This window comes from Burkholderiales bacterium (genome assembly GCA_036262035.1).
In the GTDB taxonomy this organism is placed as follows: domain Bacteria; phylum Pseudomonadota; class Gammaproteobacteria; order Burkholderiales; family SG8-41; genus JAQGMV01.
The window spans coordinates 1-17,265 of record DATAJS010000008.1 but is presented as its reverse complement, the minus strand read 5'-3'; the positions used below and the strand labels follow the sequence as shown (position 1 = coordinate 17,265).

17 protein-coding genes and 1 pseudogene are annotated in these 17,265 nt (G+C 66.3%); 10 read left to right on the top strand and 8 right to left on the bottom strand.

The annotated features are described in order from the left end of the window. Positions 1-2 precede the first annotated feature (2 nt). Complete coding sequence (locus VHP37_05275; protein ID HEX2825735.1) at positions 3-788, top strand: fumarylacetoacetate hydrolase family protein; 786 nt, start codon at positions 3-5, stop codon at positions 786-788. Between the two features lie 9 nt (positions 789-797). Here the strand turns inward: VHP37_05275 and VHP37_05270 are convergent, their stop codons facing one another. Further along, entirely contained in the window at positions 798-1,832 is a 1,035-nt protein-coding gene (locus tag VHP37_05270) for a uroporphyrinogen decarboxylase family protein (GenBank protein HEX2825734.1), read from the bottom strand. 154 nt (positions 1,833-1,986) lie between these two features. On the opposite strand from VHP37_05270, the gene VHP37_05265 reads away from it, so the two are divergent. Beyond that, the gene (locus VHP37_05265; protein HEX2825733.1) at positions 1,987-2,772 is read left to right on the top strand and encodes a tripartite tricarboxylate transporter substrate-binding protein; all 786 of its coding nucleotides are present in this window, start codon (positions 1,987-1,989) and stop codon (positions 2,770-2,772) included. An 18-nt stretch (positions 2,773-2,790) separates the two neighbouring features. Next, on the top strand, positions 2,791-3,762 hold the full coding sequence (locus tag VHP37_05260; protein ID HEX2825732.1) for a tripartite tricarboxylate transporter substrate binding protein: 972 nt from the start codon (positions 2,791-2,793) through the stop codon (positions 3,760-3,762). Here VHP37_05260 and VHP37_05255 read toward each other — a convergent pair. From VHP37_05255 to VHP37_05230, 6 genes and pseudogenes are all read right to left on the bottom strand, one after another. After that, positions 3,740-4,729: an alpha/beta hydrolase gene (locus tag VHP37_05255; protein HEX2825731.1), complete on the bottom strand. Its 990-nt coding sequence runs from the start codon at positions 4,727-4,729 to the stop codon at positions 3,740-3,742. The two genes, VHP37_05260 and VHP37_05255, sit on opposite strands and share 23 nt — an antisense overlap. Beyond that, entirely contained in the window at positions 4,729-5,688 is a 960-nt protein-coding gene (locus VHP37_05250) for a tripartite tricarboxylate transporter substrate binding protein (protein ID HEX2825730.1), read from the bottom strand. Before VHP37_05250 ends, VHP37_05255 begins: the two co-directional genes overlap by 1 nt. Then, the gene (locus VHP37_05245; protein ID HEX2825729.1) at positions 5,685-6,530 is read right to left on the bottom strand and encodes an alpha/beta fold hydrolase; all 846 of its coding nucleotides are present in this window, start codon (positions 6,528-6,530) and stop codon (positions 5,685-5,687) included. Before VHP37_05245 ends, VHP37_05250 begins: the two co-directional genes overlap by 4 nt. 44 nt (positions 6,531-6,574) lie before the next feature. Then, positions 6,575-7,300, bottom strand: a complete 726-nt coding sequence (locus VHP37_05240; GenBank protein HEX2825728.1) for an SDR family NAD(P)-dependent oxidoreductase — start codon at positions 7,298-7,300, stop codon at positions 6,575-6,577. A 14-nt stretch (positions 7,301-7,314) separates the two neighbouring features. Further along, positions 7,315-8,046 carry an IclR family transcriptional regulator gene (locus VHP37_05235; GenBank protein ID HEX2825727.1) on the bottom strand — a complete coding sequence of 244 codons (732 nt, stop codon included), beginning with the start codon at positions 8,044-8,046 and terminating at the stop codon, positions 7,315-7,317. 11 nt (positions 8,047-8,057) lie between these two features. Further along, a pseudogene (locus VHP37_05230) lies at positions 8,058-8,906 on the bottom strand (SDR family oxidoreductase). Between the two features lie 27 nt (positions 8,907-8,933). Here VHP37_05230 and VHP37_05225 point away from each other — a divergent pair. The 6 genes from VHP37_05225 (at position 8,934) to VHP37_05200 (ending at position 14,162) form a co-directional block, all read left to right on the top strand. After that, positions 8,934-9,104 carry a rubredoxin gene (locus VHP37_05225; protein HEX2825726.1) on the top strand — a complete coding sequence of 57 codons (171 nt, stop codon included), beginning with the start codon at positions 8,934-8,936 and terminating at the stop codon, positions 9,102-9,104. Between the two features lie 25 nt (positions 9,105-9,129). Beyond that, positions 9,130-9,891 carry a hypothetical protein gene (locus VHP37_05220; protein HEX2825725.1) on the top strand — a complete coding sequence of 254 codons (762 nt, stop codon included), beginning with the start codon at positions 9,130-9,132 and terminating at the stop codon, positions 9,889-9,891. A 38-nt stretch (positions 9,892-9,929) separates the two neighbouring features. Then, on the top strand, positions 9,930-10,907 hold the full coding sequence (locus tag VHP37_05215; protein ID HEX2825724.1) for a tripartite tricarboxylate transporter substrate binding protein: 978 nt from the start codon (positions 9,930-9,932) through the stop codon (positions 10,905-10,907). A gap of 63 nt (positions 10,908-10,970) precedes the next feature. Next, on the top strand, positions 10,971-11,900 hold the full coding sequence (locus VHP37_05210) for a tripartite tricarboxylate transporter substrate binding protein (GenBank protein ID HEX2825723.1): 930 nt from the start codon (positions 10,971-10,973) through the stop codon (positions 11,898-11,900). A 23-nt stretch (positions 11,901-11,923) separates the two neighbouring features. Further along, complete coding sequence (locus VHP37_05205) at positions 11,924-12,934, top strand: Ldh family oxidoreductase (GenBank protein ID HEX2825722.1); 1,011 nt, start codon at positions 11,924-11,926, stop codon at positions 12,932-12,934. Between the two features lie 253 nt (positions 12,935-13,187). Next, positions 13,188-14,162, top strand: a complete 975-nt coding sequence (locus VHP37_05200) for a tripartite tricarboxylate transporter substrate binding protein (GenBank protein ID HEX2825721.1) — start codon at positions 13,188-13,190, stop codon at positions 14,160-14,162. Between the two features lie 715 nt (positions 14,163-14,877). Here the strand turns inward: VHP37_05200 and VHP37_05195 are convergent. Further along, on the bottom strand, positions 14,878-16,008 hold the full coding sequence (locus VHP37_05195) for an IS110 family transposase (protein ID HEX2825720.1): 1,131 nt from the start codon (positions 16,006-16,008) through the stop codon (positions 14,878-14,880). Positions 16,009-16,252: 244 nt separating this feature from the next. On the opposite strand from VHP37_05195, the gene VHP37_05190 reads away from it, so the two are divergent. Continuing rightward, a protein-coding gene (locus VHP37_05190; GenBank protein HEX2825719.1) for an IS3 family transposase occupies positions 16,253-17,265 on the top strand; the annotation gives its coding sequence in 2 pieces (ribosomal slippage) (positions 16,253-16,502 and positions 16,502-17,265; 1,014 coding nt annotated over the 2 pieces). This gene is flagged as partial in the annotation.

Here is a 17,265-nt window from a genome sequence, read left to right as displayed (position 1 = left end):
CTATGAGCACGAAATGGTGTCGTTTCGAAGCGGACGGAAAGACGTCGTACGGGAAGATCGACGGTGACAGCGTGGTCGCCATCGACGGCGCGCCCTGGGAGCCGCACACCGCCGGCGGCCAAAAGCGCCCGCTGTCGTCGGTCAAGCTGCTGGCGCCGACGATACCGCTGACGTTCTTCTGCGTCGGCATCAACTACCGCGACCACATCATCGCGTCGGCGAAGCGCAAAGGCGTCGAGCCGCAGTTTCCGCAGCGGCCGGACGTCGGCTATCGCGCCCAGAACGCGCTCTGCGCGCACGGCGACCCGATCGTCAAGCCGAAAGACGCCGGCGAGCTCTTCCAGTACGAGGGCGAGCTCGTGGCGGTGATCGGGAAGAAGGGGAGGAACGTCCCCAAGGAGAAAGCGCTCGACTACGTCTTCGGCTGGACGATCGGCAACGACGTCAGCGAGCGCACGTGGCAGCGCGGCGACCGCACCATGTGGCGCGCGAAGAACTGCGACTCGTTCAAGCCGATGGGGCCGTGGATCGTCACCGATCTCGATTATCGCGAGATGACGACCGCGATCCGCCTCAACGGCGAGGAAGTGGATCGCTTCAAAACCGGAAACATGATCCACGACGTCGAGACGTACATCGCGGAGATCAGCCGGTACTGCACGCTCAACCCCGGCGACGTGATCTGGATGGGCACCGAAGGCGGGCCCAAGAACATGAAGCCCGGCGACGTCTGCGAGATCGAGATCACCGGGATCGGCACGCTGAGCAACCCGATCGTAGGCGAATAGCCGGCGTCGTCAGGCGGAGGGGCCGAGCTCCGCGCGAACGATCGCGGCCCCTTCGACCATGGCCTGCATCTTGCCGAACGCCACGTCGCGCGGCAGATACTTCATGCCGCAGTCGGGCGCGACGATGAGGTTCTGCGCTTCGACGTAAGGCAGCGCCCGGCGGATGCGCTCGGCCACGGTCTGCGGCGTCTCCACGCGCAGGTCGGAGAGGTCGATGACGCCGAGCAGGATCTTCTTGTTGTCGAGCGCTTTCAGGCTCGAGCAATCCAGTCGCGGCTGCGCGGTCTCCACCGAAACCTGCCGGCACGCGCAGTCGCGAAGCTCTTCCAAAAACGCATAGCGATCCGGCTTGTCCGCTTTCACCATGGCGGCGTAGCCGAAGCACATGTGCACGACGGTCGTGCCGGCGATGCCCTCCAGCGCGCGGTTGATCGCCTTGACCGCGTAGCGCCGCGCCTTCTCGGGTTGCGCCTGCATGTAAGGCTCGTCGATCTGCACGAAGTCGGCGCCGGCCTCGAACAGATCCCGGATCTCGGCGTTGACCGCGTCGGCGTAGGCCATCGCCAGGCTCTCCTCGTCCGGGTAGTGCTCGTTCTGCGCGAGCTGCGTCATGGTGAAAGGACCCGGAACGGTGATCTTGGTGAGCCGTCGCGTGTGCGCGCGCAGGAAGATCATGTCTTCGACTTCGATCGGGCGCGTGCGGCGGATCGCGCCGGTGACACGCGGCACCGCGGTCGGCCGCCCGGCGCGGCTCAGCGCCGTCCCCGGGTGATCGTTGTCGATGCCGTCGAGCGCGGTGGCGAAGCGGTTGAAGTAGCTCTCGCGACGGATCTCGCCGTCGGTGATGATGTCGAGCCCGGCTTCTTCCTGGCTGCGGATGGCGACCAGCGTGGCGTCACGCTGCGCTTCGGCGAGCAGCGGTTCCGGGATACGCCAAAGCTGCTGCGCGCGCACGCGCGGCACGCCGTGCGCCTCGAGCGCGGCTCGGTCGATCAGCCAATCGGGTTGCGGGTAACTGCCGACGAGCGATACGGGAAGGAGCATCGTGACCTCCGGGCCAACTATACGCCGCGCTTGCCATGCGCCCCGATCTGGTCCGTAATGTGGTCGCCGGCCCGCCGTCCGGCACGACCCGAAAGGACTGCACGCCCGAAGAAGATCCGCTGATCTCGAACGCAACACGTGAGAGGGAGCGGCCATGGCTGCACTGCAAAGAGTCACGCTGACCGTCGCGGTCGCGTCGGGTCTCGTCGCGCCGTGCGTGGCGCACGCGGACAAGAGCAACGCCCACTATCCCACCAAACCGATACGCATCGTCGTGCCGTTCACACCCGGCGGCACGTCCGACGTTCTCGCGCGGACCCTCGGCGCGAAGCTGAGCGACATCTGGGCGCAGCCGGTCGTCATCGAAAACCGCACCGGAGCGGGCGGCACGCTGGGCACCGCCCTCGTGGCGAAACCGACACCGGACGGTTATACGCTGCTCGTCTCTTCGGCGGCCTTCGTCATCAGCGCGGCGGTCCACGAGAACCTGCCGTATGACGTGACCCGGGACTTCGCAGGCATCACGCGCCTCGGGTTCTCGACCACGGCGCTGATCACGTCGCCTTCCACCGGCGTCAGGACGGTCAGGGAGCTGGTCGATCTCGCGAAGGCCAGGCCGAACCAGCTGATCTACAGCCACGCGGGCGTCGGCAGCTCGACGTTCATGAACGGCGAGCGCTTCAAGCTCGCCTCGGGCATCAAGGCCAAGTCGGTGGGATTCAAGGGCGCGTCGGACGCCATGCTCGAAGTCGTGGCGGGGCGCGTCCATTTCGCCATCCTGGGCCTGGCAAGCTTGCTCCAGTTCATCAAGGACGGCCGGTTGATCGCACTGGCGGTGGGCATGCCGCAGCGCTCGTCGGTCCTGCCGGATGTGCCGACCATCGCCGAGATCCTGAAGTGGGCGCAGGTGATCCGCGAACGCAAGATGAAGGCGGAATAATACGGAGAGGAGAGAGGCATGCAATCGTACCGGCACGTAGGAGTATTCGCGGTTTTAGCGGCAGCTCTGCTGACGCCTTTGCCCGTCTTCGCGCAAGCCTATCCGGCGAAGGCGGTGCGGGTGATCGTGGTTTTCCCGCCGGGCGGCTCCAACGATGTGGTCGCGCGCATCGTCTTTCAGAGGATGTCCGACACGATGGGGCAGCAGTTCGCCATCGACAACCGCGGCGGGGCGTCGGGCACGATCGGCAGCGACCTCGTCGCGAAAAGCCCGGCGGACGGCTACACCCTGATGGTGCAGTCGGCGACGCACGTGGCGAACGCCCATCTGTACAGGAACCTGCCCTACGACACCCTCGGCGATTTCATCGGCATCACGACGCTGGCGCGACAGGTGGCCATGCTGGTCGTGCACCCGTCGATGCCGGTGAAGACCACGCAGGACTTCATCGCGCTGGCGAAAAAGCGGCCGGGCGAGATCATCTATGGTTCCGCCGGCAGCGGCAGTCTGCTGCATCTCGCGATGGCGCTGCTCAACTCGATGACCGGAACGAAGATGGTCCACGTGCCGTACAAGGGCGGCGGCCCGGTGAACATCGCCATCGCGTCCGGGGAGATCCAGAGCGTCGTCGCCACCATCGCGTCGGTGATCCCGAACATCAAGGCGGAGCGCGTGCGTCCGATCGCGGTGACGTCGGAAACGCGCACCACGCAGTTTCCGGACGTGCCTGCGCTCGCGGAAGCGGTGCCGGGTTATGAGTTCACCGCGTGGATCGCCTGCTTCGTGCCGAAAGGCACGCCGCGGCCCGTCGTCGACCGGTTGAATGCCGAGCTCAAGAAAGCGCTCGACCATCCCGACGTGGCGAAGAACCTCAGCGCGCAGACGCTCGACCCGATGCACATGACGCCGGAGCAGTTCGCGCAGCGACTGCAATCCGACTATCAGAAATACGCGAAGGTCGTGAAGATCAGCGGGGCGAAGATCGACTGATCGCGGTGGAGTCATGCGCGGCGCGCAGCCACCGCGCGAGAAAGGCGCAGGGCTGCGCAAATTCCCGGGACGAATCGGGCCCGAAGAACCTGGCGCGCAGGAAGCCGTGGATCATGCGGCGCGCGACACGGAGTTCGACGGTGCAGCCGGCCTGCTCGAGGCGCTGCGCGTAGCGCCGGCCGTCGTCCGCCAGCGGATCGATCTCGGCGATGTGCACGTGCGCCGGGGGCAGGCCTGCAAGATCCCTGGCCTTCAGCGGCGCGGCGTACGGATCGTCCGTCGGACGCCGCTCTCCGAGGTACAGGCTCCAGCACGCATCGAGCGACGCGGTCTGAGCGCCCGGCGACTCGGCGTAAGTCCGGTACGCATCGGACGTGAGCTCGTCGGTGAGCATGGGATAGTTCAGCGCCTGCGCCGCGATGCGCGGTCCGTTGCGATCGCGCGCGAGCAGGCAGAGCCCGGCGCTCAATCCGCCGCCGGCGCTGTCTCCCCAGACGCCGATGCGCTCGGAATCGACGCCTAGCGTGGCCGCGTTCGCCGCGACGGTTTGCAGCACGGCGTAACAGTCCTCGACCGCCGCGGGGAACGGATGCTCGGGCGCGAGACGGTAGTCGATGCTGACGACCACCGCCGGCACCTGATCCGCAATGCCCCACGCGATCGCGTCGCCGCTGTCGAGGCTGCCTTTGACGAACGAACCGCCGTGCACGTAGAGCACGCACGGTGCGGCGGTTTCGCGAACGGCGGCCGGCCGGTAGATGCGCACCGGCGTGAGCGCCCTGCCGCAGCCGGGGGTTTCGAGCAGGCGGTCCTCGACGACCATGTCGGCCGGATACGGCCGCTGCATGCTGTCGCCGTAGCTGTTCCACGCGTCGCGCAGGTCTTTCGACGCGGGCGCGCCGGACACCTTTTGCTTCGCCGCGACGAGCCCCTGCATCTCGGGGTGCAGGTCGAATGCGGCGCCCATTATTGCGGCTTGATCCCGGTCGCCTTGATCACGCCGGCCCAGCGCACCGCCTCCTTCTGGTAGAAGCGCTGCGCTTCGTCGAGAGACGCCGAAGACGCGGGCTCGAGGCCCTGGGTCTCGAACTTCGCCTTCACGTCCGCGGACGAGAGTCCCGCGACCGCGGCGGAGCGCAGCTTCTCCTGCGTCGCCTGCGGCGTCGCGCTCGGAACGAACAGCGCGATCCAGCTCACCTGCTTGAAGTTCTTCACGCCGCTTTCGGCGATCGTCGGCACCTGGGGCATCGACGAGATGCGCTTCGCGCTGCTGACCCCGAGCGCGCGGATCCTGCCGGACTTGATCATGCCCGTCGCACCGGCGGCCGTCGTGTACATCACCTGCACGTAACCCGCGGCGAGGTCCGCGACCGCGGGCGCCGTTCCTTTGTACGGGATGTGCAGGAGCTTCACGCCCAGCGCCTGCCACAGCAGCTCGGATGCGAGATGTGTCCCGCTGCCGATACCCGCGCTGACGTAGCTGATCTCGCCCGGCCTCGCCTTGGCGAGCGCGATGAAGTCTTTCACGGTCTTCGGTGCGAACGACTGCGTGACGGTCAGCACGTACGGCTGCTCGGACACGAGGGTCACGATCCGCAAATCCTTCGCCGGATCGAACGGCAGGTCTTTGAACAACGCGGGAAAGAACGCCATCGACGCGCCGTTCACCAGCATGGTCTGGCCGTCCGGCTTGGCTTTGGCGACCGCATTGGTGCCGATGACGGTTCCGGCGCCGCCGCGGTTGTCGACGATCACGCGCTGGCCGAGCTGTGTCGTGAGCTGCTCGCTCAGCACGCGGCCGATGAAGTCGGTGCCGCCGCCCGGTGCGAACGGCACGATGAGGGTGAGCGGTCCGGTGGGAAAGGTCTGCGCCCAGCAGGGCGACGTGCAGGCGAACAGGGATGCAACGAGAGCGATGCGATTCATTCCGAGATATAACCTTCCGTCGAAGCCCGGCCGGTGAGCACGAAGCTTTTGATGAGATCGGCCAGGAGGTGAGGGCATTCGAGCAGCAGCGCGTGCTTCATGCCGGGGAGGATGCGCAGCTGGGCGTGCGGGATGCGCTGCGCCATGAGCCGCGACATGCGCGTGTTCGAGCCCTGGTCGAATTCGCCGGTCGCGACCAGGGTCTCGTGCCGGATCTTCGGCAGCTCGTCCGCGAGGTCGTACGACGCGAGCACGCGATACGCCGCGGCGTAGCATTGCGGGTGGTTGGCGAGGATGCGCTGCTTGCGGCCTTCGATCACGTCGGGGTTCGCTGCGCGGAACGCATCGGTGAACCAGCGGGTCACCGCCTGATCGAGGTGTGAAGTCGCGCCGCCGCCGTCGCGCAGCTCGTCGGCGCGCCGCAGCGCGGACGCCCGCTCCTCGGGCGTGCGCCCGGCGATCGCGCTGATGAGCCCCGCGCGCACGAGCCGGTCCGGATGATCGAGCGCGAAGCGCTGCACGATCAGCCCGCCGAGCGAGAAGCCGAAGCAGTGGACGCGCTCCCACTGCATCGCGTCCAGCAGCTCGACGAGATCGTCCGAGAAGTCCTCGAGCGTGTAGGGACCGGGCACCTTCTCCGACTCGCCGTGACCGCGCAGGTCGTAACGCAGCACGCGCAGGTAAGGCTCGAGCTCCCGGCACAGCAGGTCCATGTCTTCCAGGCGGGTGCCGACGCCGTGGACGAGCACCAAAGGCGGACCGACGCCGCTGACCTTGAAGCGTTGGCGAAGACGTTTGCCGGCGCAGAAGCCTTCGAGTGCTGCGGGTGTTGGATGGCTCATGTGAAATTGCAGATTTTAACAAGCGGCGCCGGAGCGCGCGGCTTTCAGTCTTCGTAGCATCCCTGCGTGATCACCGTGCGGCCGCCGTCGACGACGATGTTGGCCCCGTTGACGTACGCGGACAGGTCCGAGGCGAGGAAAAGCGCGACGCGCGCGACGTCCTCGGGCGTGCCGCTGCGGCCGGAGGGCGTCACGCGCAGCCGCGCGGCGTCCTCGGCGCGCACCTCGCCGTCGCGGATCCCTCCCGTGGAAATGCAGTTGACGCGTATGCCGTATTTGCCGAGGTCGTGCGCCATCACGTGGGTGAGGGGGATGACGCCGCCTTTGCCCGCCGAATACGCCGCCAGGGACGGGTTGCCGAGAAAGCCGTCGATGGACGCATGATTGACGATCGCGCCATCGCGCGACTTTTTCATGAGCGGCAGGAACGCTTTGGAGCAGATGAAAGCGGCGTTGAGATTGCGCGCGATCATCCGGTTCCAGGTCGCTTCGGTCGTATTCTCGAAGCTTTGCTTCACCGCACGCCCTGCGAGATTGAAAAGGATGTCGACGCGTTCCACCGATGTCGTGCACTGTGCGACGACGGCAGCCATCGCGTTCGCATCCGAGGCGTCGGCGATGAAATCGGGCCGTGAATCGGTTCCCCAGCCGTGTGCGCTGTCGTCGATCGAGATGACCCGCGCGCCTTCGCGCTCGAAGAGCGCGGCGGTCTCGCGGCCGATGCCGTACGGGTTGCCGGTAATGACGGCGATCTTGTGGTCGAGCAACATCGATGCCCTTTCTTCTAATGGTTGCCGCCGAACTGCCTCGAGATCTGCGCGGCCGCCTTGATTGCGCGGTCGATGAAGTCTTTTTCGTTCGCCTGCATTCGTACGGTCGGTCCGCCGATCGAGAGACAGTAGTGAACTTCGTCGTTCGCATCCAGGATCGGCGCCGATACCGCCGACAGGCCGAGCAGGCGCTCTCCATGAGAGACCGCGTAGCCGTGACCCCGGATCTTGCCGAGCTCGTCCACCAGGTCGGACTGACTGCGTTTCGCCTGCCGCGCGATCGCGGCGACGATGGGCGTGAGCTGTGATTTCGGCATGTAGGCCATCAGCACTTTCGACGCCGATCCGGCCAGCAGGGGTACCTGCTCTCCCGGCTGCACGACGTTGCGCAAGGGAGACGCGGCCGTCGCCATGGCCTCGATGCAGACGCGGTTGCGGCCGCTCACGGTGTGTATCGACACCGTCTCCTTGGTGGCGTCGGCGAGTTCCAGGACGATCGGCCGCGCGATCTCGCGTATGCCCAGCGTGCTCTTGACGAGGCCGGCGAGGCGCGTGATGCGAAACGACAGGCAGTACTTCTGATCCTGGAGACGCACGAGATAACCGGCCTGCTCGAGGCTCTGCACGATCCGGAAGGTCGTGGACTTCGGCAGCTCGATGTCGTCGGCGATCTCCTGCAGCGTGAGACTGCTACGCTCGGGGGTGAAGCTTTCGAATATCGCGAGTATTCGCTGGACGGCGCGCATCACGGCCGAGGCTATAGCAGCGCGCGGAGCATTCCGCCTTCGACGTTGAGGGTCGAGCCGGTGATGAAGCCCGCCTGCATCGATGCGAGGAACGCCACGGCGCCGCACACTTCTTCCTGCGTGCCCATGCGGCCCAGCGGCGTGAGCTTCCTGCGCGCTTCGGTCTGTGCTTCGCTGTATGCCGCGCTGCCGGCGCGATGCGAGGTGTCGATCAGCGCCGGGGCGACTCAATTCACGGTGATCCCGCGCGGGCCGAGCTCGTTCGCGAGATGCTTCATGTACGCAGTGACGCCCGCTCGAAACACCGTGGACAGGCTGTGGTGCGGCATCGGCTCCTTCACCGACGCCGAAGTGATCGCGATGATCCGACCCCATCCGCGCCCGGCCATGAGCGGCACGAGCGTCGTCGCGACCTGGATCGCGCCCCACAACTGGTTCTGGTAGGCCTCGTGCCACCGGCTCTCGACCGACTCCTCGAGCGTGGCGCGGATGGGATTCGGCGCGCGGCCGGTATTGAGCACGAGGATGTCGGGCCCGCCGAATTCGCTCTGCACCGTCGAGGCGAGGCGTTCGACGTCCGCGCGAACGAGCATGTCTCCGGGAACCGCGAGCGCCTTCACGCCGTGCTGCTCCCGGATCTCGCTCGCAGCGGCGGAGAGCTTCTCGGCGGTCCGGGCGAAGAGCACGAGGTTCGCGCTTTCCGCCGCGAGCGCATGCGCGATGTTCCTGCCCATGCCCGCGCTGGAAGCGGTCACGAGCGCGGTCTTGCCGGCGATTCCGAGATTCACGGGCGCTCTTGCATCGCGAGCGGTTCCGATAGACGGAACCCATGCTGGAGAATAGAACACGGATGGTAGCATGCCCGGCTGCATGAAAGGTCGACGGACATGCCGTTCAAGGTGTGGCAGTGCGTGTTGTGCGGATTCACTTACGACGAGGCGGCGGGCTTGCCGAACGAAGGCATTCCCGCCGGCACCCGCTGGGCCGACGTGCCCGCGGACTGGATCTGCCCGGACTGTTCCGCGACCAAAGCGGATTTCGAGATGATCGAGATCTGACCCGTCTATCACAAGGAGAGTCTCGATGATTTACACGCGAAGTGGAGCCGACGCGCTGGCGCAGCGGGACGTCGTGATATCGCCCGGTACCGGCAACCAGCACTGGGGGACGGTGTTCTTCGGCCCGCGCAGCTCGAGCGCCCAGGCGCCGGGGCCGCAGGCGACGATGTCGGAGCTCAACGCGCACGAGGCGATCGTGCCGCACTTTCACGGCGTGACGATGTTCCAGCTCTTCGTCGCGGGCTCCGGAACCATCGGCAGCCGCGGCCAGGTCCTCGAGCCGCTCACGGTCCAGTTCAAGGATCACCACACCGCTTATGGTCCGGTCACCGCCGGGCCGCAGGGACTCTCGTTCGTCGCGCTGCGCATGTACACGGGCAATTCGGAGCCGACCTATCTGAAGGATCCGGGCTCGCGCGAGAAGCTCCGGCCGAGCCGGCGGCGCAATCTCACCGCGGGTCCGGTGAAATTCTCGGTCGAGCCGGTGATGCAGTCGCGAACCGAAACGGTCTGGGAAACGCTGTTCGAAGAGAGCGACGACGGCATGGCGGCGCACGTCGTGCGGCTCGGCGCCGGCAGGACGGCGAACGGGCCCGACCCGCGACGCGCAGGCGGCTACTACGTCTTCGTGGGCAACGGCAGCATCGTGCACGGCGAGGAGGAGCTCCCGCTCTGGTCGATGGTGGTCGTCGAGCCGAAAGAAGAGCAGTTCGAGCTTCGCGCAGGTCCCAAAGGTCTCGAGGCGCTGGTGCTGCAATATCCGCGCGAAGAGGGGCAGGCGCACTGACAGCGCCCGCGCCCGTCCAATAACAAGTGGAGGAGAGCATGAGGAGGTGTAGTTCACGTTACTCGGGTTTCGCCGGCTTCCTGCTGCCGCTCGCGTTCATCGGCAGTGCGCTTGCGGCGGAAAGCTATCCGAGCCGGCCGGTGCGCATGATCGTTCCGTTCGCCGCGGGCGGCGGCGCGGACCTCGTCGCGCGCGTGATCGGGAAGGGTTTGTCGGAACGGCTGGGGCAGCAGGTGGTGATCGACAACCGCGCGGGCGCCGGCGGTGTGATCGGCGTCGATCTGGCCGCGCGGTCGGCGCCCGACGGCTACACGCTGGCCTTCGTGCCGGCGTCGTTCACGATGCAGCCGGCCTTGCGCAGCCTGCCTTACGATCCGATCAAGTCGTTTGCGCCGATCTCCCGCGTGGGGAAAGGCGACTACGTGCTCGCGATCAATCCGGTGGTTCCGGCCAGGACGGTCAAAGAGCTCATCGCCTACGCCAAAGCGAACCCGGGAAAGCTCTTCTTCGGCACCGCCGGAGCGGGGTCGACCGCCCATATGTTCACCGAGCTTTTCAAGCTGAGAGCCGGCGTCGACATCAACGTGGTGCACTTCAAAGGCGGCAACCAGCAGGTGATCGACCTGCTGGGCGGGCACACCCAGGGCGTCCTGCTGTCGCTGCCGGCCATACGTCCGCACATCCTGGCGGGCAAGCTCAGAGGGCTGGCCACCACCTCCAGGCAGCGCAGCAGCTTCTTCTCGGGCGTGCCCACGCTCGACGAATCCGGTCTGCCCGGATTCGACGCGATCGTCTGGTGGGGCGTGCTCGCACCGGCCGGCACACCCGCGCCCATCGTGAGCAGAGTGGACCGCGACATCAAGGCCTTGCTGGCGGTTCCGGAAATCCGGAAAGCGTTTTCGGATGAGGGCGTCGAGCCGGACTACCAGGATTCCGCCGGATTCCGTGCGTTCATGATCAACGAGATCGCGAGCTGGAAGCAGGTGGTGCAGAAGGCGAACATCAAGCTGGAGTAATGGGTGGAGCGAGGGATGATGACTGATTGCCCTGCCAGAACTGTCCTCCGTGCCGCGCTGTTGATGTCCTCGATCGGCACCGCTGTCCCGTGCCTCGCGCAAACCTACCCGCAGCGTCCGGTGCGCATCGTCGTGCCCGTGAGCGCGGGCGGCGGCGTCGACATGACGGCGCGCGCGGTCGCCCAGCACCTGAGCACGGTGTTCAAACAAACGTTCGTCGTCGACAACCGCACGGGAGCAGGGGGCAGCATCGGCATCGAGCTGGTCGCCAAGGCGCCGCCGGACGGCCACACGCTGCTCGTCTCGAGCAGCGGCTTTGTCACCAACGCCGCTTTTGGCCGCGAGAAGTACGATCCGTCCCGCGACTTTCAGCCGGTGAGCAATCTGGTGTCTCTGCCTTATGTCATGGTGGTCACGCCATCGCTGCCGGTGAAATCTGTTCAGGACGTGGTCGCGCTTGCGAAGGCCCAACCGGGCACCTTGCGGTATGCGACCTCCGGCGCGGGCGGGATCATCCATCTCAGCTCTGAGCTGCTGACCATGCTCTCGAATACGAAGATGACCGGCGTGCACTACAAAGGCGTCAACGAGGCCTATCCCGCCATCGCCAACGGAGACGTGCACTGGATCATCAGCGCTCCCATTTCCGCGATGCCGCTCGTGAAGGCGGGTCGCTTGCGGGCGATTGCGGTCACCTCGGCCAGGCGCGCGAAGGCCCTGCCGGATCTGCCGACGATCGCCGAAAGCGGCGTGCCGGGTTACGACATGGTCGGCTGGTTCGGCATGTTCGCGCCGGCGGGAACGCCGAAGGCGGTCGTCGACAAGCTCAGCGCCGAAGCGAAGCGCGCCCTGCAACAGCCGGAGTTCGCCGCGCGTGCGGAAGCCCAGGGGACCGAGATCGTCGGCAGCTCGCCGGGCGAGCTCGCGAAGGTCGTGAAAGCGGAGCTGGACACATGGCGCAAGGTCGTGGCGAACGCGGGCCTGAGGCCGTGACGTTGGCGACAAGGTAGATCGAGATGACAGAAGAGCTGCTGGACAAGGATTCCGAGGACACGATCCGTCTGAGCGTGAAGGAAGCGCAGGCGCTGGGGGAAAAAGCGCTGCGCGGGCTGGGCCTCACGCCGGAAGAAGCGACGATCGTGACCACGCACCTGGTGGATGCGTCGACGTGGGGCTACGAATTCGCGGGCCTGCCCCGCATACTCGTGATCGCGGGACGGCCGGAGCTGAAGAAGCCGCGCACGCCGATCTCGATCGTCAGGGAGACGCCGAGCTCGGCGCAGCTCGATGCCGGCAACAACATGGGCTACGTCGCGCTCCTGCGCGCGGTCGAAGTCGCGATCGAAAAGGTGCGCGACACCGGCATCGCCATCATCGGCCTGAGGAATACCTGGTTCAGCGGCCGCAACGCCTACTACATGGAGAAGATCGCCCGCGCGGGCTTTGCCGCCATCTCGATCGGCAGCAGCACGCCGACGGTCGTGCCGCCGGGCGCCGCCCGCAAGGTGCTGGGCACCAATCCGATGACGATCGCGCTGCCGGGCAAGGTCGATCCGTTCATCTTCGACACCGGCACCGCCGCGGTGATGTCGGGTGAAGTCCTGATGAAGGCTTTCCTCGGCGAGGAGTTTCACGAAGTCGTCGGCATCGACAGGAACGGCACGCCGACGCGCGCCGCGCGCGACATCGCCGAAGGCGGTGTTTTCCCGTTCGGCGGGCACCGCGGCTACGGCCTGTCGATCGCGATCCAGGCGCTCGGCCTGATCGCCGGCGCGCGCGTGCGCAACGGCGACGTCTGCGACTTCGCGCATCTGTTCATCGCCTTCGATCCCGCGCTCTTCATGCCGGTCGAGCAGTTCACGGCCGAGCTGGAGGAGTTGCTGAGCAGGATCAGACAGCTTCCCCGGCAGCCCGGCGTGTCCGAAATCCGCATCCCCTCGGAGCGCGGCTTCCGCGAGCGCGAGATCCGGCGCAGGCAGGGGATCGTGGTCAAGAAAGCGGTCGTGGAGCGCTTGCAGGCGCTCTGACGAAGCGGCGCGTCCTACTTCGGCTCGTGCCGGGGAAACTCGACCACGCCGAGCACGCGGCTGACGACGAGGACGCGCTTGCAGACGGGACAGCGCGCCTTCATATGGCCGCTGGGGGAGGTTTTGAGCTGGTGCCGCGCGCCCCGTACAGGACGGCGGCTGCCGTCGCAGAGCGTCTTCACCCCGCGATTGTACCCCGCGGATGCCCTGCGCGCTGTTCTGTCTGCCGGCGATCGTCGGTAGACTCGTCGTCATGGCCCACCGCGTCGTGCCGGCGCTTGCCGCCTCATGCGTACTCCTGTGCGTGTCGTGCGCGTCGGCCTACGCGCAAGCGTGGCCCGCCAGGCCGGTGCGGGTGATCGCGCCGTTCGCGCCGGGCGGCACCGCGGACACGCTGGGCCGCGTGGTATCGGCGAAGCTCGCCGAGAGCCTCGGCCAGAGCTTCATCGTCGAGAACCGCACCGGCGCGGGCGGGGTCGTGGGCTCGGAGGTCGCGGCGAAGAGCGCGCCCGACGGCTATACGCTGGTCGTGTCCGGCGTCGCCTCGCACGTCATCGCGGCCGCGCTCACCAAGGTGCCGTTCGATCCGCTGCGCGACTTCACGCACATCGCCCTGTTCGGCGGCCCGCCCGCAGCGCTCGCCGTCCACCCGTCACTGCCTGCGAAGGACCTCAAGACGTTTATCGCGCTCGCGCGCTCGCGGCCGGGGCAGCTCACCTACGGCTCGCCGGGTAACGGCACGCAGGGACACCTCGTCGCCCACTTACTGCAGGGTAGCGCGGGCGTCGACATCCGTCACGTGCCGTACCGCGGCGCGAGCCTCGCGGTCGCGGACGCGATCGCGGGCAACATCCATGCGATCTCGACGACCTTGAGCACCGCGAGCGGACAGATACGCAGCGGACGGCTGCGCGCGCTCGCGCTGTCGTCGGAGGAGAGGCTGCCGGACTATCGCGACATCCCGACGTTTCGCGAGCTCGGGTTTGCCCAGCTCGTGGCGACCGTCTGGTTCGGGCTGTCGGGGCCGGCAGGCATCCCGGCCGACATCGTGAGCAAGCTCAACGCCGAAGTCGCCCGCATCCTCGCGCTGCGCGAGGTGCGCGATCGCCTGCGCGCCGAAGGCATGGAGCTCGCGGGCGCCAATGCCAAACCGTATGCCGCTTTCGTCGCGTCGGAGATCGAGCGCTGGACGCCGATCGTGCGCGCGTCGGGCGCCAAGGCTGATTAAGACGAGGCTCGAATGGCCGATCCCTCACCGTACCGGCGTCCGTTCCGGCAATGCCAGCCGGAACGTCGTGCTGCAGGGGAGGGACGAGACGGTCTTCTTCGATTACTGACTCGGTTCGTTCTTCCCGCTGCCGCTACGGTGGTATGCGCGCCTCCTTGAAGCAGAACCGCCTGAACGCTCCGCGTGCTCACTGGACTCCGCGCCGCATCCCCCACACCCTTCCCGCCCTCCTCGCGCCGCTGCCTGCGCTGCCGCTGCGGCATCGGAACCCTGCGACGCCCGACAAGGACGGCGCTGCGAACTCGCGCACCAGCTCGACTTCGATCTACCGCCCGTCAACGCGGGGACAGCATCGCGCGTGGCACCACCGGAGAAGCTCGACAGTCCTACTATGAGGACTCGTTTGTCAACTCACCTCGTTGAGCCTTTCAATCCTCTTCGCGTTCGTCGATCGCAGTGCATGTTCTAAGGCGGTGTTGGCTGGCGCCGGGCCACAAGCCCGGTCCACCTACTATCCGTGTTGAGGCAGTGCCTTCAACACCCGATGCAACATGCGCCTGAATTTCAGGCTGTGGTGCCCACCTTTAATCAACAGCGCCCCATCTCGCAGGACGGTAAACCGCTTCGCTTTACCCAGGACTGTCCCGGGCGCCGGAACCTCGAACACACAACCGATCGAATCTCGAACCGAATCCTTTCGGTAAGTGGGTCGCCGCTACGCCGCCTTGAGCTGCGCCCCGGCCGGTATCACACCGTGCTGCACGTAACGCCACAGCGCCACTAACAGCCGCCGCGCCATCGCCACGATGCCGATGCGACGCATGCGTTTGCCGCCACCGGCGAAGCGCTCGCCGAACCATAAACTCAGAGCGCTCTGCGGCTGATGCCGTAGCCACAGCCAGGCGAGCTCGACCAACAGCGCGCGCAGCCGCCGGTTGCCAGCCTTGCTGATGCCTTGTTCGCGTGTGCTGCCGCCACTGTCGTATGGCGTGGGCGTCAGGCCCACGCACCCGGCAACCTCACGCCGATTATTGAAGCGGCGCCAGCCGAATAACTCGTTAACCAGAATCCACGCGCTCTTGATCCCGATCGAGCGCACCTTCATCAGTGCTGCCAGCGGCCCCTGCTGCTCGAGCAGCGATTCCGCTTGCGCGTCGATCGCGGCAGCGAGCTCGCGCATCTGTCGCTCGATCAGCTGCAAGCGTTCGCATTCGCGCCGCAGTTCGTTCAGCAAGGCCGTCGGCACCCGCCCTTCGAGCGCCGCGACCTGCACCTGCATGCCTCGCTGCCGCTGCAGCCGCACGTTGTGCAGCAGCGCCAGGCTACAGATGCGATTCAGGTGTGCGTTGCGCTCCCGCTGCAGGCGCTCGCGTTCGCGGTGAGGCCGTCGCGCATCCTCTTCTTGTACCGTCGGCACCCGCACCACTTGCCACACCCGCCTCTCCCCGCCGAAGTAACGAACCAGCATCTCGTAGAGCTTGAGCGCATCCAGCCGATCGCTCTTCGCCCGCCGCTGCCGCCGATTCACTTCGATACTCGAAGAATCCACCACCACGTTCGCCACGCCGTGCTCCACCAGCCAACGATGTAACCAGAAGCCGTCGCGCCCTGCCTCGTAACAACTCACCACCGGCGTTGCACCATCGAGACCACAGCGCTTCTTCGCCTTCTCGATCAGCGCGAGCAGCGCCAGCGCCTCGCCCGCGCCCACACTGTGCTGACTGGGCGCGCGGCTGTTATCGCCGACGACGACCTTCCACTTGCCGTCCGACAGCTCGAGTGCCATATACAGCCGCACCGCGGCATCCGTATCATTCACCTCCAGGGCTTGCCTTGTCATTGCCATTTCCTTTCTTCCTCGACAGTTGATCGGATGGACTTCTCAACTTGGGAAGTTTGACCTGGCAAGCCCTACATAGCATCTCGCGAAACCCCGTCCTTGCCGTGCGTCGCAGGGCGCTCGTCTTGATTGGGCGGGAAGGGTATGGGGGATACGGCGGTGCGCTGATAGGGAGAGGAAGTGACCTGCCCAGGTTTTTCGGACCACTCGGAAGTTGAGAGAATGGCTCCCGTATCAGCAGGGGAGTTTCATGAAGAAGGTCCGTTTTACCGAAGAGCAGATGGTCGCGATTCTGCGGGAAGCCGACAAAACGCCGGTCGCTGAAGTCGCGAAGAAGCACAAGATCAGCGAGCAGACGATCTACAACTGGCGGCGTCATTTCGGCAATCTCGAGCCGGTGGACGTTAAGCGGCTCCGCGGCTTGGAATCCGAGAACGCAAAGCTAAAGCGGCTGCTCGCCGAGCGTGATCTGGAAATCGACACGCTCAAGGAGATCAACCGCCGAAAGTGGTGAGCTCGCAGGCGCGTCGGGAACAGGTGGCGTTCGCATGCGAGCGCGGCCTGTCGCAACGACGTGCTTGCGAGCTGCTCGAAGTGGCGCGCTCGGCGCTGTCGTATCGGTCGGTACGTGCAGAGCGCGATGCGCCGGCGCTGGAGGCGATGAAACGGCTGGCCGCGCAGTACCCGCGCTACGGCTATCGTCGAATTCGGATCTTCCTGCGGCGTGAAGGCTTGCACATGAGCAGGCATCGTGCGCATCGGCTGTGGCAGCTCGCCGCGCTTCAGTTGCCCGCGAAGCGCAGACGGCGGCGTGTCGCGAACTCCCGGCCGCGGCCTATTCCGCCGAACGCTGCAAATCACGTGTGGGCGTACGACTTCGTGTTCGACGCCTGCGCTAACGGACAGAGCCTCAAATGCCTCACCATCATCGACGAGTTCACGCGCGAATGCCTGGCGATCGACGTCGCCGGCAGCATCCGCTCCGGACGCGTCATCGACGTCCTGACCCGCCTGATCAGCGAGCACGGTGCACCGCGCTATCTGCGCTCCGACAACGGCCCGGAATTCGTCAGCAACGCCGTTCTCGAGTGGTTGGAGGGCGCTGGCGTCGAGACCGCGCTGATCGATCCCGGCAAACCGTGGCAGAACGGCATGGATGAGAGCTTCAATGGCCGATTCCGCGACGAATGCCTGAGTGTCGAGTGGTTCCGCAGTCGACGCGAAGCGAAGGTCATCGTTGAAACGTGGCGTCGGCACTACAAT

What these genes read in the sequence shown, in the direction of transcription:
- VHP37_05235 (HEX2825727.1), bottom strand. Translation starts at nt 8,046, where the DNA reads ATGCGCGCCGTCCAGCGAATACTCGCGATATTCGAAAGCTTCACCCCC.
- VHP37_05260 (HEX2825732.1), top strand. Translation starts at nt 2,791, where the DNA reads ATGCAATCGTACCGGCACGTAGGAGTATTCGCGGTTTTAGCGGCAGCT.
- VHP37_05200 (HEX2825721.1), top strand. Translation starts at nt 13,188, where the DNA reads ATGGCCCACCGCGTCGTGCCGGCGCTTGCCGCCTCATGCGTACTCCTG.
- VHP37_05240 (HEX2825728.1), bottom strand. Translation starts at nt 7,300, where the DNA reads ATGTTGCTCGACCACAAGATCGCCGTCATTACCGGCAACCCGTACGGC.
- VHP37_05210 (HEX2825723.1), top strand. Translation starts at nt 10,971, where the DNA reads ATGTCCTCGATCGGCACCGCTGTCCCGTGCCTCGCGCAAACCTACCCG.
- VHP37_05195 (HEX2825720.1), bottom strand. Translation starts at nt 16,008, where the DNA reads ATGGCAATGACAAGGCAAGCCCTGGAGGTGAATGATACGGATGCCGCG.
- VHP37_05275 (HEX2825735.1), top strand. Translation starts at nt 3, where the DNA reads ATGAGCACGAAATGGTGTCGTTTCGAAGCGGACGGAAAGACGTCGTAC.
- VHP37_05250 (HEX2825730.1), bottom strand. Translation starts at nt 5,688, where the DNA reads ATGAATCGCATCGCTCTCGTTGCATCCCTGTTCGCCTGCACGTCGCCC.
- VHP37_05205 (HEX2825722.1), top strand. Translation starts at nt 11,924, where the DNA reads ATGACAGAAGAGCTGCTGGACAAGGATTCCGAGGACACGATCCGTCTG.
- VHP37_05215 (HEX2825724.1), top strand. Translation starts at nt 9,930, where the DNA reads ATGAGGAGGTGTAGTTCACGTTACTCGGGTTTCGCCGGCTTCCTGCTG.
- VHP37_05270 (HEX2825734.1), bottom strand. Translation starts at nt 1,832, where the DNA reads ATGCTCCTTCCCGTATCGCTCGTCGGCAGTTACCCGCAACCCGATTGG.
- VHP37_05265 (HEX2825733.1), top strand. Translation starts at nt 1,987, where the DNA reads ATGGCTGCACTGCAAAGAGTCACGCTGACCGTCGCGGTCGCGTCGGGT.
- VHP37_05220 (HEX2825725.1), top strand. Translation starts at nt 9,130, where the DNA reads ATGATTTACACGCGAAGTGGAGCCGACGCGCTGGCGCAGCGGGACGTC.
- VHP37_05225 (HEX2825726.1), top strand. Translation starts at nt 8,934, where the DNA reads ATGCCGTTCAAGGTGTGGCAGTGCGTGTTGTGCGGATTCACTTACGAC.
- VHP37_05245 (HEX2825729.1), bottom strand. Translation starts at nt 6,530, where the DNA reads ATGAGCCATCCAACACCCGCAGCACTCGAAGGCTTCTGCGCCGGCAAA.
- VHP37_05255 (HEX2825731.1), bottom strand. Translation starts at nt 4,729, where the DNA reads ATGGGCGCCGCATTCGACCTGCACCCCGAGATGCAGGGGCTCGTCGCG.